The 25341-nt window shown below is 52.9% G+C and carries 22 protein-coding genes and 1 pseudogene; 11 read left to right on the top strand and 12 right to left on the bottom strand.

Annotation, left to right across the window (positions count from 1 at the left end):
• The first annotated feature begins 2 nt into the window (after positions 1 to 2).
• Together secF and H3L95_RS07895 are read left to right on the top strand one after the other, a co-directional pair.
• Positions 3 to 938 (top strand): protein translocase subunit SecF, encoded by a 936-nt coding sequence (gene secF / locus H3L95_RS07900; protein ID WP_003760872.1) that lies wholly within the window; start codon positions 3 to 5, stop codon positions 936 to 938.
• Between the two features lie 311 nt (positions 939 to 1249).
• The gene (locus tag H3L95_RS07895; protein ID WP_003760879.1) at positions 1250 to 1807 is read left to right on the top strand and encodes a nitroreductase family protein; all 558 of its coding nucleotides are present in this window, start codon (positions 1250 to 1252) and stop codon (positions 1805 to 1807) included.
• Positions 1808 to 1936: 129 nt separating this feature from the next.
• Here H3L95_RS07895 and H3L95_RS07890 read toward each other — a convergent pair whose 3' ends face one another.
• The 5 genes and pseudogenes from H3L95_RS07890 to H3L95_RS07870 all read right to left on the bottom strand — a co-directional run.
• The gene (locus H3L95_RS07890; protein ID WP_040668976.1) at positions 1937 to 2818 is read right to left on the bottom strand and encodes a carbohydrate kinase family protein; all 882 of its coding nucleotides are present in this window, start codon (positions 2816 to 2818) and stop codon (positions 1937 to 1939) included.
• Positions 2819 to 3226: 408 nt separating this feature from the next.
• Positions 3227 to 4927: a single-stranded-DNA-specific exonuclease RecJ gene (gene recJ / locus H3L95_RS07885; RefSeq protein WP_003760883.1), complete on the bottom strand. Its 1701-nt coding sequence runs from the start codon at positions 4925 to 4927 to the stop codon at positions 3227 to 3229.
• A gap of 68 nt (positions 4928 to 4995) precedes the next feature.
• Entirely contained in the window at positions 4996 to 5700 is a 705-nt protein-coding gene (locus H3L95_RS07880) for a YidX family protein (RefSeq protein ID WP_003760885.1), read from the bottom strand.
• Between the two features lie 162 nt (positions 5701 to 5862).
• Positions 5863 to 6393, bottom strand: a complete 531-nt coding sequence (gene yjgA / locus H3L95_RS07875) for a ribosome biogenesis factor YjgA (protein ID WP_003760889.1) — start codon at positions 6391 to 6393, stop codon at positions 5863 to 5865.
• A gap of 97 nt (positions 6394 to 6490) precedes the next feature.
• A pseudogene (locus H3L95_RS07870) lies at positions 6491 to 6604 on the bottom strand (IS5/IS1182 family transposase); the annotation flags it as partial.
• Between the two features lie 67 nt (positions 6605 to 6671).
• Here H3L95_RS07870 and pmbA point away from each other — a divergent pair.
• The 7 genes from pmbA (at position 6672) to accD (ending at position 12276) form a co-directional block, all read left to right on the top strand.
• The gene (gene pmbA / locus H3L95_RS07865) at positions 6672 to 8003 is read left to right on the top strand and encodes a metalloprotease PmbA (RefSeq protein ID WP_040668978.1); all 1332 of its coding nucleotides are present in this window, start codon (positions 6672 to 6674) and stop codon (positions 8001 to 8003) included.
• Positions 8004 to 8206: 203 nt separating this feature from the next.
• On the top strand, positions 8207 to 8476 hold the full coding sequence (rpsO, locus tag H3L95_RS07860; RefSeq protein WP_003760895.1) for a 30S ribosomal protein S15: 270 nt from the start codon (positions 8207 to 8209) through the stop codon (positions 8474 to 8476).
• A 147-nt stretch (positions 8477 to 8623) separates the two neighbouring features.
• On the top strand, positions 8624 to 9025 hold the full coding sequence (locus H3L95_RS07855; protein ID WP_003760898.1) for an ankyrin repeat domain-containing protein: 402 nt from the start codon (positions 8624 to 8626) through the stop codon (positions 9023 to 9025).
• 74 nt (positions 9026 to 9099) lie between these two features.
• The gene (locus H3L95_RS07850; RefSeq protein ID WP_182096248.1) at positions 9100 to 9633 is read left to right on the top strand and encodes a glutathione peroxidase; all 534 of its coding nucleotides are present in this window, start codon (positions 9100 to 9102) and stop codon (positions 9631 to 9633) included.
• Positions 9634 to 9873: 240 nt separating this feature from the next.
• Positions 9874 to 10344: an FxsA family protein gene (locus tag H3L95_RS07845; RefSeq protein ID WP_003760903.1), complete on the top strand. Its 471-nt coding sequence runs from the start codon at positions 9874 to 9876 to the stop codon at positions 10342 to 10344.
• Between the two features lie 211 nt (positions 10345 to 10555).
• On the top strand, positions 10556 to 11341 hold the full coding sequence (trpA, locus tag H3L95_RS07840; protein WP_036492120.1) for a tryptophan synthase subunit alpha: 786 nt from the start codon (positions 10556 to 10558) through the stop codon (positions 11339 to 11341).
• A 59-nt stretch (positions 11342 to 11400) separates the two neighbouring features.
• Positions 11401 to 12276: an acetyl-CoA carboxylase, carboxyltransferase subunit beta gene (accD, locus tag H3L95_RS07835; RefSeq protein WP_003760907.1), complete on the top strand. Its 876-nt coding sequence runs from the start codon at positions 11401 to 11403 to the stop codon at positions 12274 to 12276.
• Between the two features lie 477 nt (positions 12277 to 12753).
• Here accD and H3L95_RS07830 read toward each other — a convergent pair whose 3' ends face one another.
• The 4 genes from H3L95_RS07830 to H3L95_RS07815 form a co-directional block, all read right to left on the bottom strand.
• Entirely contained in the window at positions 12754 to 14598 is a 1845-nt protein-coding gene (locus tag H3L95_RS07830) for a lytic transglycosylase domain-containing protein (RefSeq protein ID WP_003760908.1), read from the bottom strand.
• Between the two features lie 170 nt (positions 14599 to 14768).
• Positions 14769 to 15329, bottom strand: coding sequence for an adenine phosphoribosyltransferase (locus tag H3L95_RS07825; RefSeq protein ID WP_003760911.1), 561 nt, complete (start codon positions 15327 to 15329; stop codon positions 14769 to 14771).
• Positions 15330 to 15706: 377 nt separating this feature from the next.
• Complete coding sequence (gene rbsK / locus H3L95_RS07820) at positions 15707 to 16609, bottom strand: ribokinase (protein WP_003760917.1); 903 nt, start codon at positions 16607 to 16609, stop codon at positions 15707 to 15709.
• A 231-nt stretch (positions 16610 to 16840) separates the two neighbouring features.
• Positions 16841 to 17695, bottom strand: a complete 855-nt coding sequence (locus H3L95_RS07815) for a carbon-nitrogen hydrolase family protein (protein WP_003760921.1) — start codon at positions 17693 to 17695, stop codon at positions 16841 to 16843.
• Between the two features lie 676 nt (positions 17696 to 18371).
• On the opposite strand from H3L95_RS07815, the gene H3L95_RS07810 reads away from it, so the two are divergent.
• Positions 18372 to 18530, top strand: a complete 159-nt coding sequence (locus H3L95_RS07810; RefSeq protein WP_003744611.1) for a DUF1328 domain-containing protein — start codon at positions 18372 to 18374, stop codon at positions 18528 to 18530.
• A 103-nt stretch (positions 18531 to 18633) separates the two neighbouring features.
• On the opposite strand, the gene gcvP is transcribed toward H3L95_RS07810, so the two are convergent.
• Both gcvP and H3L95_RS07800 read right to left on the bottom strand, forming a co-directional pair.
• Positions 18634 to 21486, bottom strand: coding sequence for an aminomethyl-transferring glycine dehydrogenase (gene gcvP, locus H3L95_RS07805; RefSeq protein ID WP_003760923.1), 2853 nt, complete (start codon positions 21484 to 21486; stop codon positions 18634 to 18636).
• 125 nt (positions 21487 to 21611) lie between these two features.
• On the bottom strand, positions 21612 to 22391 hold the full coding sequence (locus H3L95_RS07800) for a FadR/GntR family transcriptional regulator (RefSeq protein WP_040668979.1): 780 nt from the start codon (positions 22389 to 22391) through the stop codon (positions 21612 to 21614).
• Between the two features lie 402 nt (positions 22392 to 22793).
• Between H3L95_RS07800 and H3L95_RS07795 the strand changes: the two genes are divergently transcribed.
• A complete protein-coding gene (locus H3L95_RS07795; RefSeq protein ID WP_003760927.1) occupies positions 22794 to 24437 on the top strand; it encodes a lactate permease LctP family transporter in 1644 nt (547 codons plus the stop codon).
• A gap of 363 nt (positions 24438 to 24800) precedes the next feature.
• On the opposite strand, the gene H3L95_RS07790 is transcribed toward H3L95_RS07795, so the two are convergent.
• Positions 24801 to 25325 (bottom strand): RDD family protein, encoded by a 525-nt coding sequence (locus H3L95_RS07790; protein ID WP_070689130.1) that lies wholly within the window; start codon positions 25323 to 25325, stop codon positions 24801 to 24803.
• Positions 25326 to 25341 lie beyond the last annotated feature (16 nt).

The following is a 25341-nucleotide window of genomic DNA, read 5'->3' as shown; positions in this document are numbered from 1 at the left end:
ACATGGAACTCTTTAAAATCAAACGCGACATCCCGTTTATGAGCTACGGCAAACTGACGACCTTTATTTCGTTGGTAACCTTCATTGCCGCCGTATTCTTCCTCATTACCAAAGGTTTGAACTTCTCCGTCGAATTTACCGGCGGTACCGTGATGGAAGTGCAATATCAGCAGGGCGTGGACGTCAACAAAACCCGTGAAAAACTCGATACCCTGAAAATGGGCGATGTCCAAGTTCAGGCGTTGGGTACGAACAAACACATCATGATCCGCCTGCCCAACAAAGAAGGTGTAACTTCCGCGCAGCTTTCCAATCAGGTTATGGAATTGCTGAAAAAAGAGCAGCCTGACGTTACCCTGCGCCAAGTCGAATTTATCGGCCCGCAGGTCGGCGAAGAGCTGGTGACCAACGGTCTGATGGCATTAGGCTTTGTCGTAGCAGGTATCATCGTTTACCTGTCGATGCGCTTTGAATGGCGTTTCGCCGTATCCGCCATCATCGCGAATATGCACGACATCGTGATTATTTTGGGCTGCTTCGCCTTCTTCCAATGGGAATTTTCACTGACCGTGTTGGCGGGTATCCTTGCCGTATTGGGCTATTCCGTAAACGAATCCGTCGTCGTCTTCGACCGTATCCGTGAGAACTTCCGCAAACCGAGTATGCGCGGACACACCGTTCCGCAAGTCATCGACAATGCGATTACCGCCACCATGAGCCGTACCATCATCACCCACGGCTCGACCGAGGCAATGGTCGTTTCCATGCTGGTGTTTGGCGGCGCAGCGTTACACGGTTTCTCAATGGCATTGACCATCGGTATCGTGTTCGGTATTTACTCTTCGGTATTGGTCGCCAGCCCGCTCTTGCTGATGTTCGGCCTGAGCCGCGAAAATATCGCGAAGGAAGTGAAGAAAAAAGAAGAAGTCGTGGTCTGATGGCTATGATTGCGATGTGAAGGGGTCGTCTGAAAACTTGGCAACAGGTTTTCAGACGACCTTTTTGTTTCGCCATCAAGCATGGCATTCAAACCGGCTTTGTGCTATATAGAGGGTTCGTTTCGAGCAGGTACGGCTTTACTCTGTGCCGGGCTGAAGAAAATGGCTTGCAAAAGCGTTAAGTATTAGCCAATCGGTTTGCACCGTCTGTTGCAGTATTTTCCGAATATAGCCTGTATCGTTTTGATGGTTTCATAAGGAATCCCGTTTAAGATGGATTCCGTTGTTTCAAATGACTTGAAAGATAAAATATGGATGCTTTACAACTTTTGACCACACGTCGCTCGTCTAAAAAACTTACCGCCCCCGCGCCGAATGCGGAACAGCTCGAATATATGCTGCAAGCGGCTACGCAGGTTCCCGACCATGGCAATATGCGTCCGTTTCGTTTTACCGTCATTCAAAGTGAGGCAGGCTTGCAACGTTTCCGCGAATTGTTGCGCCAAACGGTTACCGAGTTGAATTTTGGCGATGATGCGATGAAGAAAGCCGAGAAAGTCGGCAATATGGCGCCTATGGTAATCGGCGTGACTTTTGCGCCCAACCGCGAAGTGGCGAAACCCAAGCCCGAGTGGGAACAAATGTTGAGTGCGGGCTGCGCCGCTTACGGGCTGCAGCTTGCCGCGTCCGCGCAAGGTTTTGACAATGTGTGGATTACCGGAATGTGGGTCAACAGCCCGCTCTTGCGCGAAGCGTTTGGTTGTGAAGACAAAGATAAAATCATCGGGCTGATGATGGTCGGTTCGCCGACTGAGGCGGGCAGTGGCGCAAAAAATACCGATTTGGAGCAGTTCGTGACGGTTTGGTAAACAGCCTGAAGAATCGGCTTAACACGAGTCTGTATTCTGAAAAGTGAATCGGCGATATAAAAGGTCGTCTGAAAACAGAAAATCCGTTTTCAGACGACCTTTTGTTGTGACATCCTTTGATGACAAACATCAAGCCGGATTCATGAAGCTTTCGATTTCTTGCAAGGAAATGTCGGGCGTCGCGCCGTGTCTAGAAGCGACTAGGGCGCCGAGTGCGCAGGCGAAGGTAATGGCTTCTTGCGGCTCGGCATTGTTGAGCAGTTTGTAGATCAGCCCTGCCAAGAAGCTGTCGCCGGAGCCGACCGTATCGGCAACTTTGATGCGGAAGCCGCAGTGGCGGTAGAGTTCGCCGTCTTTGTATAAAATTGCACCGTGTCCGCCTAAAGTGACGCAGATGGTTTGTGCGCCGGTCAACCGGTTGAGGTAGGCGATGTTTTGTTCGATGCTGTGGTAGGGCGAGCCGTAAATTGCGGACAGTTCGTACAATTCGTCGTCATTGAGCTTGAGCATATCTGCACGTTTCATGGTGGCGAGCAGGCGGTCGGTGTCGTAGTGGGGTTTGCGCAGGTTGACGTCGAAGATTTTGAATTTGGCTTTTTCCATCAGTTTGTCTAAAGTCGCACGGGAAACCTCGTCGCGGGTGGCAAGGCTGCCGAACACGAAGGCATCGGATTCGGCGACACGCTGCAAGGCGGCATCTTCGACGACGATGCGGTCCCAAGCGCAGGGATACACGATTTCGTATGACGCGCTGCCGCATTTGTCCAAGATGACTTTGACAAGGCTGGTGTCGCATTCTTTGCACACTTGCAGCAGGTCGGTATTGACGTTTTTCGCTTGGATTTGGCGCAGCAGCTCTTCGCCGTCGGCATCATCGCCGCGGCGGCTGATGATGGCAGTATCGACCCCGAAGGATTGCAAACGGACCAAAACGTTCAGCGGCGCACCGCCCAACACTTTGCCGCTTGGAAAATCGTCCCACAACACTTCGCCGAAACTGGTTACTTTCATTTTAGACCTTCCTTGCTTTGAGTTGATCGGTTGGAACTGCTGCGCTGCGTACGGCTTACCCATCATGTATTTGTAGTAAAACTCCAATACTTAGGCGCGTAAGCATTATGTTTTAAAATCTACCGACTGACAAGCAATCGCGGGTTTATCTGTCAGGAAGTTTGATTCATCACAATATTGCGTTGAAAGTGTTTGAGTAGAAGGGGGATTTTCGGTTTTGTTTTCTTTCGGATTGCCGGTTTTTATCATTCGGATAAGGTGTTTTTTGAAATTTAAATACAAGTTGTGCGGGCATGTTTTCTTGATTGCCGATGGTATTGAAATTTGGCGCACAATAATCTTCTAGAAAACAAAGGTCGTCTGAAACTTGTTTTTTGGTTTCAGACGACCTTTTATCTTTCGCAAGCCTTAAGCGGCTTCCCAGTAATCGATGTAAAGCTGCAATTCCATCTGATTGCGCCACTCGTTTGCAACGGGGCGGTAAACCGTGCGGATGTATTCGGGGATGTCTTCGCTGCACCGCCAAAACATGGCTTCAAATTCGTAGCCGTCTTTTTGCAGCCAGACTTTTTTGTGTTTGCCCTCCGCGCCCAAAGGCTGCTGGCGGATGACGTGAAATTCGTCGGTAAAGCTCGGCGGCGCGAAGCCTTGTCCCCAAACGTGGCGGGCGAGGTTTTGCGCCTGTTCCAACGTGATGTCGCAGGCTTTCAGGCTGCCGTCGGTGATGAAGGTTTGCGACAAATCGTCTTCGCACACCATTTCACGCACGGCTTCTTCAAAGGCCGTCTGAAACGCGGGAATGTTGTGTTCGAGTATGCTCAAGCCCGCCGCCATCGCGTGTCCGCCGAATTTCAAAATCAAATCGGGATGACGTTTGGACACCAAATCCAAAGCGTCGCGCAGGTGCAGGTTGGGGATGGAGCGCCCCGAACCGCGCACTTCGCCGTTGTCCGCCGGAGCGAACACGATGGTCGGGCGGTAGAAGCGGTCTTTGAGGCGGCTGGCGACGATGCCGACCACGCCTTGATGAAAGTCGTCGCGGTAGGCGACCAGTGTCGTCTGACCTGAAGGCAGGGTTTCAGGAAAGGCGTTCAGCGCGTCTTGCAGCATGGACTGCTCGATTTCGCGGCGTTCGATATTGAGGTCGTTCAACTGCGCCGCTAATGCCTGCGCTTCTGCGTCGTCGCGCGCCAACAGGCAGGCGATGCCGACCGACATATCGTCCAGCCGTCCGGCAGCGTTGATGCGCGGACCCAGTGCAAAACCCATATCGAAAGGCTGCGCTTTGCGCCAGTCGCGCCGCGCCACTTCAAAAAGGGCGCGGATGCCGGGACGCATCTTGCCGGAGCGCATCCGTTTCAAGCCTTGCGACACGAGGATACGGTTGTTGTGGTCGAGGGGGACGACATCGGCGACGGTGCCGAGTGCGACCAAATCCAAAAGTTCGCCCAGATTCGGTTCTCTAAGGTCGTCTGAAAAATAATCGCGGCGGCGCAATTCGGCACGCAACGCCATCAATACATAAAAAATCACGCCCACGCCCGCCAGACTTTTGCTGGGGAAGCCGCAGCCTTTTTGGTTCGGATTGACGATGATGCAGTTGGGTATGGTTTCGGCGGGCAGGTGGTGGTCGGTAACGATCACGTCCAAACCCAATTCCTGCGCCCGCGCCACGCCTGCGATGCTGGCGATGCCGTTATCGACCGTAATCAACAAATCCACGCCTTGCGCGGCGGCGATTTCGGCAAGCTCGGGCGTTAAGCCGTAGCCGTGTTCGAAGCGGTTGGGTACGAGGAAATCCACCGCCGCGCCCATCGCCGCCAAGCCGCTCATGCCGACGGAACACGCGGTCGCGCCGTCGGCATCGTAGTCGGCGACAATCAGGATTTTTTCCTTGCGTTCGATGGCATCCGCCAGACGGCGGGCGGCAGCTTCGCAATTCGTCAGCGATTGATAAGGCAGAAGGCCGGCAAGTTTGTCGTCCAATTCGGCGGGACTCTGCACGTCGCGCGAGGCGCACAGGCGGGCGATTAAAGGGTCGGCGCCGGCAGTGAGCAAATCATCGAGGACGTTTTGGTTGACGGGGCGGGTTTGGATTTTGACGGGCATGGTGTGTGGAATATATTTTATGTATTCAAGGACGGAAAGGTCGTCTGAAAACAGGCGTAAAGGTTTTGTTAAAAGGTTGGGTTAATTCCGCCACCTATCACTATGGCAGGAATGAACAGTACTGGGGTAAGGGCGTCAACGGTGAGCGTCAGCGGCGTCACCAACAGAGTACCTACTACTTTCACCGGACTGGTGTATACGCGAGAAGTCGTATAGCCGATGGAGACAGGAATGCTTTGTTCAAATTTGTAGTCGGCGGGCAGGTTTTTCGGGGGAGCGTAGTATTTGCCTTTGGCGTGAACACAGCGGTGGTAGACAGTGTTGTTTCTACCTTTACCGGTTTCAAATGACAGGTTTTTCAGTTTGGCGATTTCATCAGCTTTTTGAGTGTCGTAGCGTAGGCAGAAATCGGTGGTGAAATCGGCTTCTTTTTCATTGTTTACCACAACAGGCAGGGCTTTGAGGTCTTTTTTGTATTTTTTGGCATCGGCAATTTGGAATTTTTTGTCGAGTTTGACATTGAGGATGGGTGTCAGGTCTTTTGAATCTTTGGCATTAATGACGAACCAGTATTTTTCGCCCATCATGACGATGCTGCCTTTTTCAAGTTGGTCATTGTCTTTGTTGACGATACCGAAAGAATGTACTTGGTCGGAAGTAATCGGATGAAAAGTGATTTTTTCTACTTTTTTATCCTCTTGCCACAGTTGTTCAGTTAGGCAGCCGTTTAATGATAAGGCGAGGAGGGCAGTGAGGGTAAGGCGAAGTTTCATAAGTGTAGTCCTTGAAAAGGTCGGTTTGTTTTATTGTTAAAGGGATGTCTGAAAAATGACGGTATATTTTAATAAGATTATATGAAATTTGAAAAGGTCGTCTGAAAACGGGGCGGTGGGATTTACAGAACCCCCAACCCCGTTTTCAGACGACCCCGATATTTATTCTGTCCAATCCTGAGTTTCTTCCGAATCGCTCTGACTGCCTTCCATGACGGATTTGATTTCTTGGAAGAGGGCGCGGAAGTTTTTCGGCGGTTTGTTTTGTTCCTGCTCTTTTTTCGTATTGCGGATTAAGGTGCGCAATTTGCCTGCGTCGGCATGGGGGAAGTCCGCCATGAATTGGGTGATTGCGTTGTCGTCCGCCAAGAGGCGTGTGCGGGCTTGTTCGACGCGTTGCAAGAAGGCGTTGTGGGCGGTATTTTCGCCGCGCAGTTTGGCGAGGAAGGCTTCTATGGGTGCGGGGTCGGTGTCTCGCATGAGCCTGCCGATGAATTGGCTTTGGCGTTTGAGTGCGCCGTTGGACGTGATTTTTTTGTAGGTAACGACGGCTTCGTACAAGTCCTCGTCCAAGCCGATTTTTTTCAGCGTATCGGTTGAGAGTTTGGTCAACTCCATGCCCAAAGCCTGCAAATCGTTCATCTGCTTTTTCATTTGGGTTTTGCTGACCCATTCGTCTTCGTTTTCAAACATTTTGATAAACCTTTAATTTTGTTTCGGGTATTTTAGCACGTTCGGGCAGGTTTCACGTCAACGCCCTGTTGAAACGGCGTTTTCAGACGATCTTTTATAGTGGATTAAATTTAAACCAGTACGGCGTTGCCTCGCCTTGCCGTACTATTTGTACTGTCTGCGGCTTCGTCGCCTTGTCCTGATTTAAATTTAATCCACTATATCTTCTGCGGCGGTATTTTTGCCGAGGTCGTCTGAAAACGGTTAAAATGCCGCAAACCTCTGTCAGGAACCCCTTTATGCTGTTTAACCACACCGCCTCCGAGCTGACCGGCTTATGCGGGCACGCCTTGGATTTGGCAAAAAACATGGGCGCGGCGGCTGCCGAAGCCGACTTTAGCGAATCCATCGGGCAAAGCGTCAGCGTACGGCTGGGCGAAATCGAACAAATCGAGTTCCAGCAAGACAAATCGCTGGATATTACCGTGTACGTCGGCAAACGCAAAGGCCGCGCCAGCACCGCCGACTTCTCCGAAAAAGCCTTGCAAGACACCGTCAAAGCTGCTATCGACATCGCCCGCTACACCGCCGAAGACGATTGCGCAGGTCTGGCAGATGCTTCATTGATGGCGCGACACGTCGGCGACCTCGACCGTTATCACGAATGGGATTTAAGCACGGAAGCCGCCATCGAGTTGGCAAAACAATGTGAACAAGCCGCCCTGAGCGCGGATGAACGCATCGAAAATTCCGAAGGCGCAGGTGTTCAAACCGGACATTACCAATACGTTTACGGCAACACCCACGGCTTCACCGCCCACCAACAAGGCACGCGCCACAGCATTTCGTGCAGCATCGTTGCCGCCGACGAAAACGGCATGCAGCGCGACTACTGGTACGACGCTGCCTGCCGCCATCAAGACATGGACAGCCCCGAGCAAATCGGCAAAACCGCCGCCGAGCGTACCTTACGTCGTCTGAACAGCCGCAGCATCCCGACAGGCAGCTATCCCGTCCTCTTCGATACCACAGTCGCAGGCGGCCTTATCGGACACCTCGTTGGCGCACTCAGCGGCGGCGCGCTCTACCGCCAAAGCAGCTTCCTGATCGACAGCATAGGCAGAAAAGTCCTGCCCGATTTCCTCAGTCTGCGCGAAGAACCGCACATCCCCCGCGCCTTCGGTAGCACCTATTTCGACTCCGAAGGCGTCGCCACACAGCCGCGTTTCGTCATCCGCGACGGCATTGTCGAAGGCTATTTCCTCAGCAGTTACAGCGCGAGAAAGCTCGGTATGCAGACCACGGGCAACGCCGGCGGCGCGCACAACCTTTATTTGAACCATACGCACGAAACGCAGTCCGACCTGCTGAAAGAAATGGGCACGGGATTGTTGGTTACCGAACTGATGGGTCAGGGCGTGAACACCATCACGGGCGACTACTCGCGCGGCGCGGCGGGTTTTTGGGTGGAAAACGGCGTCATCAGCCACCCCGTCCAAGAAATCACCATCGCCGGCCGCTTGCAGGATATGTACCTCGGCATCGTCGGCACTGCCAACGACGCGCTGCGCCGCTCTTCCAACAAAATCGGTTCGGTGCTGATCGAGAGCATGACCGTGGCGGGGGAGTAGGTTTCAGGGCGGGCGGGTCGTCTGAAAGCCACAGTCTCGGCGAAACACTGCCTGAAGACAGGATTTAGTCGTGCAAAACCGTACAAACTGTGGCATAATCCGCCCGTCTTTACAAAAAGACTTCAGGAGTTTGAACGGGTTTCCTGCTCGTCAAACTTGTCCGAACCGAATGACGGTTCTTTTATTTTTCGGAGTTATCCATCATGGCATTGACCGTAGAACAAAAAGCACAAATTGTTAAAGATTTCCAACGTAAAGAAGGCGATACCGGTTCTTCTGAAGTACAAGTCGCTCTGTTGACTTTCCGTATCAACGACCTGACTCCCCACTTCAAAACCAACCCTAAAGACCACCACAGCCGTCGCGGCCTGTTGAAAATGGTCAGCCAACGTCGCCGTCTGTTGTCTTACTTGCGCCGTACTCAACCTGATACATACCGCAACCTGATCACCCGCTTGGGTCTGCGCAAATAATTGCTGCTTTACCGGACACCGCTTGCGAAAGCGGTGTTTTTTCATATGGGCTGACGATAAACAATAGGGCAGGTTTGTCGGGGTCGTCTGAAAAAAGTCGTCTGAAAACATATCCGTCTCTTAAGCCTCATCGTTTCAGGATAAATCATGAATCAAAATCTGACCAATCTGTTCGCCAAATATCAAAATAACTTGGCTTTCGCCTCGCGCCCCCGTATCGCCTCCGTACATGATTTGGGTTTGATGGATGAAACCTTGCTGAATTTGGCGGTCATCAACCAAGCCTGCGAAGATGTTTTATTGCTGATTCAAAATGGCGCGGACGTCAACAAACAGGGGGAAATGGGTTTTACGCCTGTCCAAAATGCCTGCTTCAACGGCAATGTGGCAATACTTGAAATACTTTTGGCAAACGGTGCCAACCCGGACATCAAAAATGAATTGGGCAATAAGGCAGCGGATTATGTCACTGACGAGCGGCATGGGAAAAAGAAGGCAAAAGAAATGATGGCATTGTTGAAATACTATAAAAATCATCAATCAAAATGAAACATACGGCTCTAAATTTCAGCCGGTGTTTGCCTGACTCGATTTGTTTTCCCTGACCTTTTTGAATGGACAACATGAATATTTACGACTTCACCTTAAACGATGCCCAAGGCGATCCGGTTTCCCTGAGTGTTTACCGCGGTAAGGTGCTGCTGATTGTCAACACCGCCACGCGCTGCGGATTGACGCCGCAATATACGGCATTGCAGCAGCTTTATGAACGTTATAACGGGCAAGGTTTGGAGATATTGGATTTTCCGTGCAACCAATTTCGCGGACAGGCGCCGGAGAGCAGTCGGGAAATTGCTTCCGTCTGTCAGACGAAGTTTGGTACTGCATTCAAAATTTTTGACAAAATCGATGTCAACGGCGCATCCGCATCGCCGCTTTATGCTTATTTGAAGGCGCAACAGCCGCAGGATAGGGGCGGGCATATGTTGAAAGAAGCGGTGTTGCGGCTGGCGGCATGGGGCAGTAAGCATCAGGCGGGCGATATCCGCTGGAACTTCACCAAATTCCTGATTAATCGGCAAGGCGAAGTGGCGGCACGGTTTGCGCCCAGCGTAACGCCGGAAGAAATAGAAAACGATATCAAGAAGTTGCTGTAAGGGCGCGTGCCGTTTCAGACGACCTCGTCTGAAAAAACGTGCCGAAACCTTACGGTTTTTCACATTCGCGCGCCTTGAAAGTAGGGCACATTATCTTTATGTTAAGGGAAGCCGATTGTTCGGCAAGAACAAAATGTCGGTTTGTGGTATCCAAAAAGATTCAATAAGATAGATTGAAATTGCGGCTAAACGCGCCGACTTGCGCAGCATGAAGCGGGTTCGGAATTTAAAGGAGCAAAGATGCAGTATTTCGGTGTGGGTTTTTTAGTATTATTGTTTTTGGAAATTATGTCCATCGTTTGGGTGGCAGATTGGCTGGGCGGCGGATTCGCTTTCCTGCTGATGATAGTCAGCTTTATCGGCGGCTCGATGATGCTGCGCCACACGGGGCTGTCCGGCATTTTGCTTGCGGGTGCGGCCATCCGCAGCGGGGACAATATTTCCATGTATCAGATGTTGTGGCCGATACGTTATACCGTCGCCGGGATTTTGCTGCTCAGTCCGGGTTTTGTGTCCACCATTATCGCCTTGCTGCTGCTTTTGCCGATTAAGGGTCGGCCGGCGGCCCAAATGAATACGCAGTCTTTCCGTCAGCAAACCTTTACGCGCCGTACTGAAGATGACGGCGATATCATCGAAGGCGAATACACGGTGACCCGCGCCGATCCGCAAACCAAACACCAAGACTATATCGAACACAAACGCGATTAAACGGTGGAAAATCGGCATGGCGGCAGCATTCCGACTGCCCGGTTTTGGAAAGGTCGTCTGAAAAGATTTTCAGACGACCTTTTATCTATATGAAAAAATGACTGAAAATGTCATGCAGTTTCGCCCGAAACAGACAGTCAATGCTATACTTGCCAACTTATTGTCGATGAAAACCGGCTGGAAACAGCCGTTACGGAAACGAGAAATCAAGATGAGCAGAATCCAGCAAACCTTTGCCGCGCTTGACGGCGCAAAAGCCCTGATTCCCTATATCACCGTAGGCGATCCCAATCTCGATACCACGCTTGCGCTGATGCACAGTTTGGTTGAAAACGGCGCCGACATCCTGGAATTGGGCGTTCCCTTTTCCGACCCGATGGCGGACGGTCCGACCATCCAGCGCGCCGCCGAGCGTGCGTTGGCAAACAAAGTTTCCCTCAACGACGTATTGAACATCGTACGCCGCTTCCGCGAAACAAACGGCAACACGCCCGTCGTCCTGATGGGTTATCTGAACCCGATTCATAAAATGGGTTATCAGGCATTTGCCCAAGCGGCTGCCGAAGCCGGCGTGGACGGCGTGCTGACCGTCGATTCCCCTGTCGAAACCATCACCCCGCTGCACGACGAACTCAAAGCGCGCGGCATCGACTGCATTTTCCTGATTGCCCCGACCACGACCGAAGAGCGTATCCAAACCATCGCCCGCGTTGCAGGCGGCTTTGTCTATTACGTTTCGCTCAAAGGCGTTACCGGCGCGGCAAGTTTGGATACCGAGGAAGTTTCGCGTAAAATAGAGCTTTTGCGCAAGTATATCGACATCCCGATCGGCGTCGGCTTCGGCATCAGCAACGCCGAAAGCGCGCGCAAAATCGGTGCCGTTGCCGATGCCGTCATCGTCGGCAGCCGCATTGTCAAAGAAATTGAAAATAACGCAGGCCGCGAAGCAGAAGCCGTCGGCGCGTTGGTAAAAGAATTAAAAGACGCAATCCGTTAAGGCCTTTTCCGCAAACACACGCAAAGGTCGTCTGAATCCCGAATTCCAAGGAGTCATCCATGAGTTGGTTAGACAAAATCCTACCGCCCAAAATCAAAAACCGCAGCAAAAGCGAAGGCTCGTCCAACGTTCCCGAAGGCCTGTGGCACAAATGCCCTTCCTGCTCGGCAACCATCTACTCAACCGAACTTCAGCAAAACGACCAAGTTTGCCCGAAATGTAACCACCACAACCCGCTTTCCGCACGCGAACGCCTCAATTTGCTTTTGGACGAGGAAGGCCGCGAAGAAATCGCCGCCAATATCAAACCGACCGACCCGCTGAAATTCAAAGACAGCAAAAAATACCCCGAACGCTTGGCCGCAGCGCGCAAAGCCACCGGCGAAGATGATGCGTTGGTCGTGATGAAAGGCTTTATGAACGGCCTGCCCGTCGTGATTGCCGCCTTCGAATTCCGCTTTATCGGCGGCTCTATGGGTTCCGTCGTCGGCGAACGCTTCGTTCAAGGCGTGCGCCGCGCCGTAGCCGACAACTGCTCTTTCATCTGCGTTGCCGCATCGGGCGGTGCGCGTATGCAGGAAGGAGTCAACTCATTGATGCAGATGACCAAAACCAGCGCGGCATTGCATCTTCTGACTGAAAAACACCTGCCGTTCATCTCCGTCCTGACCGACCCGACCATGGGCGGCGTATCCGCCAGCTTCGCCTTCCTCGGCGATGTCGTGCTTGCCGAACCCAACGCCCTTATCGGCTTTGCCGGTCCGCGCGTCATCGAACAAACCGTCCGTGAAACCTTACCCGAAGGCTTCCAACGCGCAGAATTCCTGCTGGAGAAAGGCGCTATCGACCAAATCGTCGACCGTCGCAGCATGAAACAGCGCATCAGCGACCTGATTACCCTGCTGCGCCGCGAAGACAAAGTTAACGCCGCTTAAACCGGGAAGGTTTGAGCTAAACAAAGGTCGTCTGAAAACTGATTTTTCGGTTTTCAGACGACCTTTTTGTAAAGTGTTTCCGCTCAGCGGCTGAACGTTGGATACACGGCAGCAAGTAACAGATATAGTGGATTAACTTTAAACCAGTACGGCGTTGCCTCGCCTTAGCTCAAAGAGAACGATTCTCTAAGGTGCTGAAGCACCAAGTGAATCGGTTCCGTACTATCTGTACTGTCTGCGGCTTCGTCGCCTTGTCCTGATTTAAATTTAATCCACTATACAAAGGATTGGGGCAGGGTAGCACAACCAGTTTATTGAAAAGAGTGCGGGATGGCGATGAAGATTAAAGCGGTTGATTCGTTGTTTTTTGCCATCATCCACACTAAAAAAGGTCGTCTGAAAACATACTTTCAGACGACCTTTTCAAGTTTGGCTTCCGTATCTGTCAAACAATCCGATCGGATGCAGCCAAGTCAATCAATAACGACCCGGAACGGTTCCCATACGCTGTTTCAACGAAGTTTGCGGCTCATTGAACAGAGATGCGTAGAAGGTCGCGTTGGTCATAACTTTTTTGACGTAGTCGCGGGTTTCGGTGAAAGGGATGGTTTCGGCGTAAATCGCGCCTTCCAGAGGTGTAGAAGCCTGCCAGTTGCGGGCGCGGCCGGGGCCGGCGTTGTAGCCTGCGGTTGCCATCACTTCGTTGTTTTGCAGGCGGCGTTTGGCATCTGCCATGTACCATGTACCCATGCGGATGTTGCCGTCCATGGTGTAGAGTTCGCTGCTGCTCATGCCGATTTTGCCGGCGATTTCGCGGGCGGTGGCAGGCATAACCTGCATCAGGCCTTGCGCGCCGACGCTAGATTGCGCGCCCATGACGAAACGGCTTTCTTGACGGATCAGGCCGTAAACCCAAGCGGGGTCGATGCCTGCTTGCGAGGCGTAGCGGACGGTGGTCTCTTTAAACGGAGAGAGGTAGCGCAGGTTGTAGTTGAGTTTGCGCTCGGTCCGGTCGGCGCTGTTGATCGCCATGTCGTAGAACTGGTTTTCAAAGGCGACTTGCGCGGCAGTCAGGAGGTTGTCCTCGTTGAAGTCGCGGGTGGCGAAACGCCATTCTGCCTGCGCCTGACGGCGCATTTTGGCATCGTTGCTGCTTTGGCTGTTTTTAAACAGAACCAGCGCGCGTTTGATGGCGCCGTCGTCTGCCATGCGGCGGACGTCTTTTTTATCGGCGTCGGAAACGTTGTTTTTGGTATTGACGCGGCGGCCGAGTTCTTCGCCTGCTAAGACGGCGTAGAAATTGCGTCCGCTTGCGGCGGCTTTTTCGTACATTTCTTTAGCACGGCTTTGGTTGCCTTGTGCGGCGTAGCTGCGGCCCAGCCAGTATTGCCAAGTCGGGTCTTTTTGCAGGTTGTCGGGCATTTGTTGGATGATGCCGGACAATTCGTTCCAGCGTTGCAGGCGCAGGGCGGCGCGGGCGTACCATTCAAACTGCTCGTCGGTCAGTTGTTTGCGGTCGGAAACGCGGTTGTAGTAGCTCAACGCGGTCTGCATGTTTTGATTTTGCGCTTGGTAGAGTCCCAATACGCCCCATGCGAAGCTACTTTGTTCTCGGCTTAAGCCGGATTCCATGCCGGACAGCGTGGAGGCTGCGGAGGAGGATTTGCGCGCGTCTTTGCCGATGACGTTCAAAAGGCTGTATTCGCGCGCACCTTGCGAGCCGCCCTCAAACGGGCTGCCCAAGGCGGCTGCCAAGCTGCGTGCGTCGCTGGTTTGGCTGTTGCTCAACAATCCGCGTACGCGGCGCCATGCGTCGTTGTTGTTCAGACGACCTGCCGCTGCCGCGCTTTCGACCAAGCGGGTACAGCCTGCGGGCAGCTTGTTCGTAACGCGCACAAGCTCTGCCGCCATGTTGTAGCTGCCGCTGCTCAGTTCGGCATAACATTGCACTTCTTGCACCCGACCCGCCGCATTCAGCTTTTTGTTTTCTTGGCGGAACACATCCCATTGTCCGCGCGCGCCGAGGCTTTTGAGCCATTCGTTGCGGACGGTTTCAGCCATCGCGCTGTCGCCCGCCTGCGCCAAGAATTGTTGCACCCACATATCGTCGCCGCGTTTGGCAGCGTCCAGCGCGCCTTGATATTGACCGTAATCGGACAATACTTTGGATTCGCCTTCCGCACGGCGGGCCGGGATGGAGACAGGTTCGGTCAGGGAAGAGGCAGGCTCTTTGGATGAGGTGTCGTTTTCAGAGACGCACGCCGACAAGACGGCTGCGGCAATCAGGCTGAGCGAGAGGGAAAATATGCGTTGTGCGTTCATTACTTGCTGTATCTTTATTAGAATCAATTAGAACCGTATTTTAAACGATTTGGCGGCATTATCCGAATCTGAAACCGATATTTACATTAACCGCGTAATCAGGTGCAACAAAAAGGTCGTCTGAAAAGCGGGATGGCTGTTTCAGACGACCTTTGAGGCATGGGCAAAGTTTACATGCAGCCTTCGTTTTGCAGCAGGGTAAACAGGGGAACGCCGTTTTCGCGGATTTTGCTGCCGCCGATCAAGTCCGTAAATTCCAAAATCGCCGCCGCTTCAACGACTTCGCCGCCGAGTTTGCGGATTAATTCCACGCCTGCGAGCATGGTGCCGCCGGTTGCGACCAAGTCATCGACCAGCAGCACGCGCGCGCCGGGTTTGACCGCGTCTTTGTGGATTTCGACCGTCGCTTCGCCGTATTCCAGCGCGTAGCTTTGCGAAATCGTATCAAAAGGCAGCTTGCCTTTTTTGCGGATGGGGACGAAGCCGACGTTCAACTGATACGCCAAAGCCGCGCCGATGATGAAGCCGCGTGCGTCCAAGCCAGCCACGACATCGATTTTCTGACCCATATAGCGGTAAACCAGCAAGTCCACCAAAAGGCGGAAATATTCCGCGCTTTGAAGCACCGGTGTAATGTCGTGAAATAAAATGCCTTTTTGCGGCCAGTTTTCGATTTTGCGGATTTTGTCCGCCAATGTGGCGACGCCCATCGCCTCAGGATGAACCAACATTTTGCGTGTTCCCAAATGAAAAGTTTTTAACACGATATTGTAGCCGTCAGACCGTCGGTTGCCAAATCCATCGGGGCGGTTTAACTATTCCCAGAAGCGTTCATGACATGGCACGCGACACGGTATAGTGGATTAACTTTAAATCAGGACAAGGCGACGAAGCCGCAGACAGTACAGATAGTACGGAACCGATTCACTTGGTGCTTCAGCACCTTAGAGAATCGTTCTCTTTGAGCTAAGGCGAGGTAACGCCGTACTGGTTTAAAGTTAATCCACTATAATGCGGCTCAATCATCTTTAAGATTAATAAAGGTCGTCTGAAACGCCGGAAGATGGGTTTCAGACGACCTTTTGTGTTTCATAACGTGAATATGGATTTATTGATGCGCGGCGAGGAATTGTTCCAATTCTTCTTTGAAAGGCATTCCGTTTTGCGCGCCGTCTTGGGTAATGGAAAGCGCGGCGGCGGCACATGCCTTACGGACGGCGGTTTCGATGCCTTGATTCCAGAAGACGGACAACGCGCCGTTGAATGCGTCGCTGGCGCCGGTGGTGTCGGCAGTGTCCACTTTAAAGCTGGAAACATAACGCAAACTGTCTTTCCCGTCTTTATAGACTGCGCCTTTGTCGCCCATGGTCATCAGGACGGGGCAGGGGGCTTTTAGAATCAGCTCTTCGGGATTCAAATCTTGCGACAGGCCGAGGCAGTCGGCAAGTTCGTAGCGGTTGGGGGTCAGAAGGGTGACCAATTCCCATAATTCCGAAGGCAGGAATTGGGCGGGAGCCGGGTTGAGGATAAAGGGTTTGCCGTATTTCTTCGCCAATTTTGCGGCGGTGATGACACAGTCCATCGGAATTTCAAGCTGGCTCAAAACCACATCGGCGGAGGCGATTTGCTGCTCGGCGTTTTCGATGTCGGCAATCGTCAGCCCCATGTTGGCTCCGGCGATAACGATGATGGCGTTTTCATCGTCGGCAACGGTAATGTTTGCCATGCCGCTGGGCAGGCCGGTGAGGGTTTGGATGTGTTCGGTAAAGATGCCTTCGCGGCAGAGGTTGGTGGTCATTTCATAGCCGAAATCGTCATCGCCGACCGCGCCGACTATACAGACGTCCGCCCCCAAACGCGCTGCTGCAATCGCTTGGTTTGCGCCCTTGCCGCCCATGAAGCGGTGAAATGAATTGCCCAGCAATGTTTCACCCGCTCTGGGAAATTTTGAAGCACGGGTGACTAAATCCATATTGATACTGCCGATAACGACGATTTTAGCTTGGAGCATCCTTGATATCCCTTTTATAAAATGCACTAGACTGTTGAACAGCCTTATTTTTGTCTGCTGTTGTGCAATGTATGACTAGCCCAAATAAATAGCCTGAAATTGTACCTGCTAATATTATAAATGCAAAATTAATTGTCAATTTCATATTACTTTGGATTAATTTTGTTGCGATAAAATCAACATATCATAGAATTTAAGGCGGAAATGGCGACGTTTGGGGATGAATTGTTTTTATTTTAACAACCTGTGTTGCAACGCGGGCAGCCTGGTGCGCACGCTTTGCAGTCTCGCAGCGTCCAAATCGGCGATGACGATGCCCTCGCCTTCGGGCAAAACGGCCAGCACTTCGCCCCACGGGTCGACAATCATGCTGTGACCGAACGTGCGCCTGCCGCTTTCGTGTTCGCCGCCTTGCGCCGAAGCGATGACGTAGCATTGGTTTTCCACCGCGCGGGCGCGCAGCAGCAATTCCCAATGCGCTTTGCCTGTCGTGTAAGTGAAGGCGGCGGGCAGCAGCAAAACGTCAAACGGCTGCTGGGCGCGGAAAAACTCGGGAAAGCGCAAGTCGTAGCACACGCCTGCGGCAAGCGGTACGCCGTCGGCAGCCAATTTCGGCACATCGCCGCCCGCGCTGATGGTGTCCGCCTCGGCATAGCGTTCGCCCAAACCTGAAAAACCGAACAGGTGCATTTTGTGATACAGCCCGATTTGCGCGCCGTCGCGGTCGTACACCAGCATGGTATTCATCACTTTGCCCGCGTCAGGGCTTTGCAGCGGAATCGTGCCGCCGAACAGCACCACGCCGCATTCCGCCGCCGTCTCGCTCAAGGTCGTCTGAAAACGAGCGTAGCGGGTTTCGCTAAAACGAGCGCAGCGGGTTTCACCTAAACTGCTACCGACTAAAGGCTCGGCGAAAGCCAGTTTGTCGGTATCCTTGCGCCCCATCAGAGGCCAATATTCGGGCAGCAGCACCCAATCCGCGCCTTGCTCGGCTGCTTGGCGCACGAGGCGTTTCATGGTGTCGATATTGGCATCGGGGTCGGTGGACGAAATCATTTGTACGGCGGCGGCGCGGATGTTTTGCATGGCGGTTTTCCTGTCGGGTCGTCTGAAAAGGGCAAAGGATGGTTTGTTTTATAGTGGATTAACTTTAAATCAGGACAAGGCGACGAAGCCGCAGACAGTACAGATAGTACGGAACCGATTCACTTGGTGCTTCAGCACCTTAGAGAATCGTTCTCTTTGAGCTAAGGCGAGGCAACGCCGTACTGGTTTAAAGTTAATCCACTATATAACGAAATCGTTTCAAAAAAACAATCAATAAGGAAAGCAGCGTTTCAGACGACCTTTTATTTTTCTGAGCCGTTTTTATGATGATTTAAACGGCAGGTTCGGCATTGCTTTTATATAAATATATTATTTTTTTATTTTTTATTGATTTTAAAAAATAATTTCCTTAGATATTGTTTAATCGATAAAATATAAATGTTTTCAAAACTTAACGTATGCATGTAATCCATTGATTATTTGATTAGTTGCTTCATGAATGGGGTGATTGGTTGAAAATCGGGATTGCTGCGGTTTGCTAAGTAGGAAGTTATCAGATAAGGTGTACTACAAGCGGTTACATCCGTGAGTATAAAATTAATCAATAAGATAGTTGATTCAATATAAAACTGTTACATCTCACAACAAACGGAAGGCTCTCCCCCGACCGTTTGCACATCAAACCGTTTGCACACCAAACAGAAAGGAAAAAACCATGCTTCATTATGCAGTTGTTTTCTTCGTCATCGCCATTATTGCAGCCGTATTGGGTTTTGGCGGTATTGCAGGCAGCGCGGCAGGTATCGCTAAAATCCTGTTTGTCGGTTTCCTGATTTTGTCAGTGTTGTCCCTGATTTTTGGCAAGAAAAAATAAAACTGACAAACAGATAAGGCGTAACCACGCTACCTTCTGAATGAACGTTTTTTAAAACAAAGGCCGTCTGAAATTTTCAGACGGCCTTTCTTCATGTCAAGCCTTAATCTTCATACGCTTCCATCGGCGGGCAGGAGCAGACCAGATTTCGGTCGCCGTACACGTCGTCCACGCGGTTGACGCTCGGCCAGAATTTGTTTTCGCGCACGAAAGGCAGCGGGAAGACGGCTTCTTCGCGGGAGTACGGATGCGCCCACTCGCCGGTTACGTCGGCGGCGGTGTGTGGGGCGTTGACCAGCGGGTTGTCGTCTTTCGGCCATTCGCCGCGTTCGACTTTCAACACTTCCTGTTTGATTTGTTTCAGGGCGGCGATGAAGCGGTCGAGTTCGGCTTTGCTTTCGCTTTCGGTCGGCTCAATCATCAGCGTACCGGCAACGGGGAAGGAAACCGTCGGGGCGTGGAAGCCGTAGTCCATCAGGCGTTTGGCGATGTCGGTTTCGGTGATGCCGCTTTCGGCTTTGAGCGGACGCAAATCGACGATACATTCATGTGCGACGCGGCCGTTTTTGCCTGTGTAGAGGACGGGATAGTCTTCGCTCAGGCGTTTGGCGACGTAGTTGGCGTTGAGCAATGCCCAGCGCGTTGCCTGTTCCATGCCTTGTTTGCCCATCATGGTCAGGTACATCCAGGTAATCGGCAGGATGGACGCGGAACCGAAGGCGGCGGCGGCTACGGCGGTTTGCCCGGCACTGGCGCTGTGCGTGTCGGTCAGGGTATGGCCTGGGGCAAACGGGGCGAGGTGGGCTTTCAGGCCGATGGGGCCCATGCCTGGGCCGCCGCCGCCGTGAGGAATACAGAAGGTTTTGTGCAGGTTCATGTGCAACACGTCCGCGCCGACTTCGGCAGGCTGCATGATGCCGATTTGGGCGTTGAGGTTGGCGCCGTCCATGTAAACCTGTCCGCCGTTTTCATGGATGATGCGGCAGATGTCACGGATGCCTTCTTCGTACACGCCGTGGGTGGACGGGTAGGTAATCATGATGGCGGACAAGGCGTCGCGGTGTTGTTCGGCTTTGGCTTTCAAATCGTCGATGTTGACGTTGCCGTGTTCATCGGTATCGACGACGACGACTTTCAAACCGAGCATGGCGGCGGTGGCGGGGTTGGTGCCGTGGGCGGACTTGGGAATCAGGCAGATGTTGCGCTGTGCTTGGCCTTGGGCTTCCTGATAACGGCGGATGGCGAGCATACCGCTGTATTCGCCCTGCGCGCCGGAGTTGGGCTGGAAGGAAATCGCGTCAAAACCGGTGATGGCTTTCAGGCTGTTTTCCATGTCCGTCAGGAGTTCGCGGTAGCCTGCGGTTTGGGTTTCGGGGGCGTAGGGGTGGATGTCGGAGAACTCCGCCCAAGTAATCGGCAGCATTTCGGCGGTGGCGTTGAGCTTCATGGTACAACTGCCCAGCGAAATCATGCTGCGGTTCATCGCCAAATCGCGGTCTTCGAGCTTTTTCAGGTAGCGCAGCATTTCGTGTTCGGTGTGGTAACGGTTGAACACGGGATGTTGCAAAATATTGTCTTGGCGCAGGAATTCGGTTTTCAGACGGCCTTTGACGTTGTCTGAAAGCGTGAAAGTGTTGTTGCCGGTGAAGGCGTAATACAACACGGCAAGGTCTTCGCGCACGGATGTTTCGTGGAAGGCGGCGGCGATTCGGGTGTCGCTGACGCGGCGCAGGTTGTAGCCCAGTTCCAAAGCGGTTTGGAACGCTTTGTCCGCTTTTTCTTTGCTGCCGAAATCGACGGTAACGGTATCGAAGAAGACTTCGTGAACCACTTTGAGGCCGTCTGAAACCAGCGCGTCGGCAAAGGCGGAAGCCAGCGCGTGAATGCGGTTGGCGATGCGTTTCACGCCTTCGGGACCGTGATAAACGGCGTACATGCCCGCCAAGTTCGCCAGCAATGCCTGCGCGGTACAAATATTGGATGTGGCTTTTTCGCGGCGGATGTGTTGTTCGCGGGTGGACAACGCCATGCGCAGCGCGGGTTTGCCCGATGCGTCTTTGGATACGCCGATGATGCGGCCCGGGGCGGAGCGTTTGAACTCGTCTTTAAACGCGAAATAAGCGGCGTGCGGCCCGCCGAAGCCCATCGGTACGCCGAAGCGCTGGGTGTTGCCCAACGCAATGTCCGCACCCAATTCAGCAGGCGATTTCAGCAAGACCAAGCTCATGATGTCAGCGGCAACGGCAACAATCGTGCCTTTGGTTTTCAGACGACCTATGACGCTTTGCAAGTCTTGCACGTCGCCGTCTTTGCCGACGTATTGGAACAGCGCGCCGAAGTATTCGCCTTCATCCGCTTTGGCAAAATCGCCGACCACCAGCTCGAAGCCGAAATACTTGGCGCGGGTTTTCATCACGTCCAAAGTCTGCGGATAGACGCGCTCGTCCACGAAGAAACGCTCGGATTTCACCTTGCCCACACGGTGCGCCATCGCCATCGCTTCGGCGGCGGCGGTCGCTTCGTCCAGCAAAGACGCGCCCGCCACGGGGAAACCGGTCAAATCGATGCACACCTGCTGGAAGTTCAGCAACGCTTCCAAACGCCCCTGCGCGATTTCCGCCTGATACGGCGTGTAGGCGGTGTACCAGCCCGGATTTTCCAACACGTTGCGCAAAATCACGTTCGGCACGCGGGTCGGGTAATAGCCCAAGCCGATATAGGATTTGTTGATCACGTTTTTCGCCGCAATGGCTTTCAGCTTCGCCAAAGCGTCCGCCTCGGTCAGGGCTGCGGGCAGGTCGAGTTCGGACGGCATACGGATGCTTTGCGGCACGGTGTTGCCGACAAAATCGTCCATGCTCTTCTCGCCGAGCGCTTCCAAAAGCGCAGCCTCGTCGCCGAAACTCAAATGACGCGCGGCAAATTCGTTGGGGTTGAACAATTCGGATAGTTTCATTTCTACTCCTTCGGTTTTGTAGGAATCTGCCGCGAAGGCAGGTGTTTTGATGTTTCAGACGACCTTGCGGTTGCGGGCGGATAATCGGGTTTTGTGTCTGCTTGCTATTTCCGTCAGGCAGGAAGCTACTTCCAGTCCTGCACCCGCTTCAAGTCTTTCTGCGCCAGCGTGTCGGCGTGTTCGTTGCGGCTTTTGTATTCCCTGTTTTGCAAGATGCTGTTGGCGACGTAGTTTAAGTGTATTTTGGCGGCTTCGGCGGCATCGGCGGGGCGGCGTTCCAAGATGGCTTCGTAGATGGCGCGGTGTTGCGCAATCAGCTTGGGGCGCGGGTCTTCGGTTTGGTTGGAATAGATGATGCTGCTGCGCGTCTGGCGGTAGAGCATTTTGAGCAGGCCGCCGGAGAGGTGGCTGAAGAGGATGTTGTGCGCGGCGTCGGCGATGGTTTGGTGAAAGCTCACGTCGGCTTCGCTTTGATGTTCCAGATTGCCGCTTTCGCAGGCGGATTCGAATTTTTGCCGCCAAAAATCAATCCGTTTCAAATCGGCATCGGTGCGCCGTTCGGCAGCCAGCGACGCCATGCAGCCTTCGATGTGGCAGCTGAAATCGAAAACGTCGGTTTCCCAGTTGGAATGTTTGCCGAGCAATTCTTGCCAGCTTTGGAGGAAATCCTGCTGCGGTTTGACGGAAACGTAATAGCCGTCGCCCTGACGCGCTTCCAAAACCTGCCGCGCAATCAGGATGTTCAGCGCGACCCTGACCGACGGGCGCGATACGCCGAATTCTTCCGCCAACGTGCGCTCGGGCGGGATTTTGCCGCCTTCTTCGTAAATGCCCGCCGCGATGCGTTCCTCCAATATCGACAATATTTGGTCGCTGATTTTTTGCGGACGAACCAGTTTTGTCATTGTAATTCCCTCTTTTCCATCATGTTTTTTTCTGTGAAGAAGACCCAAATCCGATAATGTAATGTGATGCGGCAGGTCATCTGAAATGGCAACCTGTGTCAAAATTAGCATGACCAAATTGGCATGACCAATGTCGCCGTATTCTAATTAACCGCCCCGTATCCCGTCAATATGGCTTGTCCTACCCGTATGTGTTTTAAAACTACATCAGGCTACATTTTTACAATTCATATAATATTTTGTTTTATTTAAAATTAAATAACAAATTTGCGCCGATGCCGCCGGGTCGTCTGAAAAAATAATTGACCGCCATATTAAAGTTTCGTAAAGTGTCCTCCGTTCTCAAAATTGGTTTTACCAATTTAAGAAAATATATTAGAAAAATATTCGGAGATTTTCCCTATGGATACTTGGATTCAAAACTATACCGCAGTGGGCGGCAGCCTGTATTTGACGGCAGCCGTCGCCCTCCTGCCCATTATCTTTTTCTTCGTTGCACTGACCATCCTGAAGCTTAAAGGCTATCAGGCAGGGCTTTATACGCTTCTGATTGCGCTTGGCGTTGCCGTATTAGGTTTCGGAATGCCTGCTGGCATGGCGGTTTCTTCCGCGCTGTACGGCTTCGCTTACGGTTTGTGGCCGATTGCATGGATTATCGTTACTGCCGTGTTCCTGTATAAAATTACCGTGAAAACAGGGCAGTTCGACATCATCCGCGCTTCCGTGATTTCGATTACCGAAGACCAACGCCTGCAAATGTTGCTGGTCGGCTTCTCCTTCGGCGCTTTCCTCGAAGGTGCGGCAGGCTTCGGCGCGCCGGTGGCGATTACCGCCTCTTTGTTGGTGGGCTTGGGCTTTAATCCGCTCTACGCCGCCGGTTTGTGTTTGATTGCCAATACCGCGCCTGTGGCTTTCGGTGCGATGGGTATTCCAATCTTGGTTGCCGGTCAAGTGTCCAACCTCGACCCTTACCATATCGGTCAGGTCGCCGGCCGCCAACTGCCGATCCTGTCGATTATCGTTCCTTTCTGGTTGGTTGCCATGATGGACGGTATGCGCGGCATACGCCAAACTTGGCCTGCCGTATTGGTGGCGGGCGTATCTTTCGCCACTACCCAGTTCATTACCGCCAACTTCATCGGTCCGGAATTGCCCGACGTGACCTCCGCATTGGTCAGCCTGGTCTGCCTGTCTGCCTTCCTGAAAAAATGGCAGCCTAAAGAAATCTTCACCTTCAACGGCATGAAAAAACCGGCCGAACGCAAAGCGGGCGAATACACTGCCGGACAAATCATCAAAGCCTGGTCGCCTTTCGCCATCCTGACCGTTTTCGTCAGCGTGTGGACGATTAAGGGCGTTAAAGAGGCTTTGGGTGTTGCCACCATCAAATTCGACTGGCCGATGCTGCACAACTTGGTACAAAAAGCCGCACCCATCGTCAGCGAACCGACACCATACGCCGCCGTATTCAAAATCGACCTCCTCGGCGCAGTCGGTACGGCAATCCTGTTTGCTTCCATCGTTTCCGCCGCTTTGCTGAAAATGAAACCTTCCGAAGCCGTCAGCACTTTCTTTGAAACGCTCAAAGAACTGCGCCTGTCCATCCTGTCTATCGGCTTGGTACTCGGCTTCGCATTCGTGGCAAACTATTCAGGCCTGTCGTCCACATTGGCACTCGTCCTCGCCGCTACCGGCACCGTGTTCCCGTTCTTCTCGCCGTTCCTCGGCTGGCTGGGCGTATTCCTGACCGGTTCGGACACCTCCGCCAACGCGCTCTTCGGTTCGCTGCAAGCCAGCACCGCGCATCAAATCAACGTCGTGCCCGAGCTGACCGTTGCAGCCAACACCACCGGCGGCGTAACCGGCAAAATGATTTCGCCGCAATCCATCGCCATCGCCTGCGCGGCAGTCGGTCTGGAAGGCAAAGAATCCAACCTGTTCCGCTTCACCGTGAAACACAGCTTGATTTTCTGTACCTTCGTCGGCCTGCTGACCCTGCTGCAAGCTTATGTCTTGCCGTGGACGCTGGTTTTCTTCAACAAATAAGCCAACCGGCTTGAAATATAGTGGATTAAAATAAAAATGAGACAAGGCGGCAACGCCCGCCGTGTACGGGTAGTACATAAGGGCGTTGGCAACGCCGTATCATTGCAATTTTAATCCACTATAAAAAGGTCGTCTGAAATCCAATTTGGGTTTCAGACGACCTTTTTGTCGTTGTGGGCGTGATCAGGTTTACCGTCATCTCCGTTTCGTTTAAACAGTAGGGGAATGCGTGAATCGAAGATGGTTTAAGTTGGGTTGGGTTTCAAACAAGAACGACGGCGGATAAAAAGGTCGTCTGAAAACGGCAAGGGCTTGCCTCGTTTTCAGACGACCTTTTGTCTGTGTGGCGAAACAGTAGAACAATCAGCTTTCGGATGTTTCCTGTTTCAAATCGACCAATCGCGTTCCCGCCAAGAAATCGTATAAAAACTGCCGGTCGGGGTTCAGCAGGGCGAAGCCCCACGGCAGGATGAGCCAAATAAGGGCGGCGCCGAAGGCGGGTATGGGCGGGATGGCGAGCAGGTGGCGCAGGCCGGCGTAGGCGAGCAGGGGGATGAAAACGACGAAGATACATGACCAAATAAAGCGGATGCGCAGTTGCGATAATGGCGGCAGCGTTCCGTTGCGGCCGTGCAGTCCGATTTTCCACGTCTGCATGGCGAGGGTGCGGCCGGTTTTCGTCCAGTTGGTTTTGAAGTAGAGCCACCAGCTTCCTACAAAGATAACGCAGGTAACCAAGCTGGAAAGGAGCTGGGAGACGGGGTTGAGGAAAATCGCGGCGATGCCGGCAAGGAGGGCGGCGATGGCGGTCACGGCACCGGTCAGCAGCAATTCGTACATCAGGGCGGCAAGGCGGCGTTTGACGGGGGCGGGGGGAAGGGCGGTCATGGCGGTCTGCTCGGTA

Origin of the sequence: Neisseria sicca (assembly GCF_014054945.1) — a bacterium.
Lineage (GTDB): Bacteria > Pseudomonadota > Gammaproteobacteria > Burkholderiales > Neisseriaceae > Neisseria > Neisseria sicca.
The sequence above is the reverse complement of the archived record's forward strand: the minus strand, read 5'-3'. Positions and strand labels throughout refer to the sequence as shown.

What these genes read in the sequence shown, in the direction of transcription:
- H3L95_RS07850 (WP_182096248.1), top strand. Translation starts at nt 9,100, where the DNA reads ATGAATATTTACGACTTCACCTTAAACGATGCCCAAGGCGATCCGGTT.
- accD (WP_003760907.1), top strand. Translation starts at nt 11,401, where the DNA reads ATGAGTTGGTTAGACAAAATCCTACCGCCCAAAATCAAAAACCGCAGC.
- H3L95_RS07890 (WP_040668976.1), bottom strand. Translation starts at nt 2,818, where the DNA reads ATGAAAGTAACCAGTTTCGGCGAAGTGTTGTGGGACGATTTTCCAAGC.
- recJ (WP_003760883.1), bottom strand. Translation starts at nt 4,927, where the DNA reads ATGCCCGTCAAAATCCAAACCCGCCCCGTCAACCAAAACGTCCTCGAT.
- H3L95_RS07830 (WP_003760908.1), bottom strand. Translation starts at nt 14,598, where the DNA reads ATGAACGCACAACGCATATTTTCCCTCTCGCTCAGCCTGATTGCCGCA.
- H3L95_RS07895 (WP_003760879.1), top strand. Translation starts at nt 1,250, where the DNA reads ATGGATGCTTTACAACTTTTGACCACACGTCGCTCGTCTAAAAAACTT.
- H3L95_RS07810 (WP_003744611.1), top strand. Translation starts at nt 18,372, where the DNA reads ATGCTTCATTATGCAGTTGTTTTCTTCGTCATCGCCATTATTGCAGCC.
- H3L95_RS07825 (WP_003760911.1), bottom strand. Translation starts at nt 15,329, where the DNA reads ATGTTGGTTCATCCTGAGGCGATGGGCGTCGCCACATTGGCGGACAAA.
- secF (WP_003760872.1), top strand. Translation starts at nt 3, where the DNA reads ATGGAACTCTTTAAAATCAAACGCGACATCCCGTTTATGAGCTACGGC.
- H3L95_RS07855 (WP_003760898.1), top strand. Translation starts at nt 8,624, where the DNA reads ATGAATCAAAATCTGACCAATCTGTTCGCCAAATATCAAAATAACTTG.
- H3L95_RS07880 (WP_003760885.1), bottom strand. Translation starts at nt 5,700, where the DNA reads ATGAAACTTCGCCTTACCCTCACTGCCCTCCTCGCCTTATCATTAAAC.
- H3L95_RS07815 (WP_003760921.1), bottom strand. Translation starts at nt 17,695, where the DNA reads ATGCAAAACATCCGCGCCGCCGCCGTACAAATGATTTCGTCCACCGAC.
- yjgA (WP_003760889.1), bottom strand. Translation starts at nt 6,393, where the DNA reads ATGTTTGAAAACGAAGACGAATGGGTCAGCAAAACCCAAATGAAAAAG.
- trpA (WP_036492120.1), top strand. Translation starts at nt 10,556, where the DNA reads ATGAGCAGAATCCAGCAAACCTTTGCCGCGCTTGACGGCGCAAAAGCC.
- H3L95_RS07790 (WP_070689130.1), bottom strand. Translation starts at nt 25,325, where the DNA reads ATGACCGCCCTTCCCCCCGCCCCCGTCAAACGCCGCCTTGCCGCCCTG.
- gcvP (WP_003760923.1), bottom strand. Translation starts at nt 21,486, where the DNA reads ATGAAACTATCCGAATTGTTCAACCCCAACGAATTTGCCGCGCGTCAT.
- pmbA (WP_040668978.1), top strand. Translation starts at nt 6,672, where the DNA reads ATGCTGTTTAACCACACCGCCTCCGAGCTGACCGGCTTATGCGGGCAC.
- H3L95_RS07845 (WP_003760903.1), top strand. Translation starts at nt 9,874, where the DNA reads ATGCAGTATTTCGGTGTGGGTTTTTTAGTATTATTGTTTTTGGAAATT.
- H3L95_RS07800 (WP_040668979.1), bottom strand. Translation starts at nt 22,391, where the DNA reads ATGACAAAACTGGTTCGTCCGCAAAAAATCAGCGACCAAATATTGTCG.
- rbsK (WP_003760917.1), bottom strand. Translation starts at nt 16,609, where the DNA reads ATGCTCCAAGCTAAAATCGTCGTTATCGGCAGTATCAATATGGATTTA.
- rpsO (WP_003760895.1), top strand. Translation starts at nt 8,207, where the DNA reads ATGGCATTGACCGTAGAACAAAAAGCACAAATTGTTAAAGATTTCCAA.
- H3L95_RS07795 (WP_003760927.1), top strand. Translation starts at nt 22,794, where the DNA reads ATGGATACTTGGATTCAAAACTATACCGCAGTGGGCGGCAGCCTGTAT.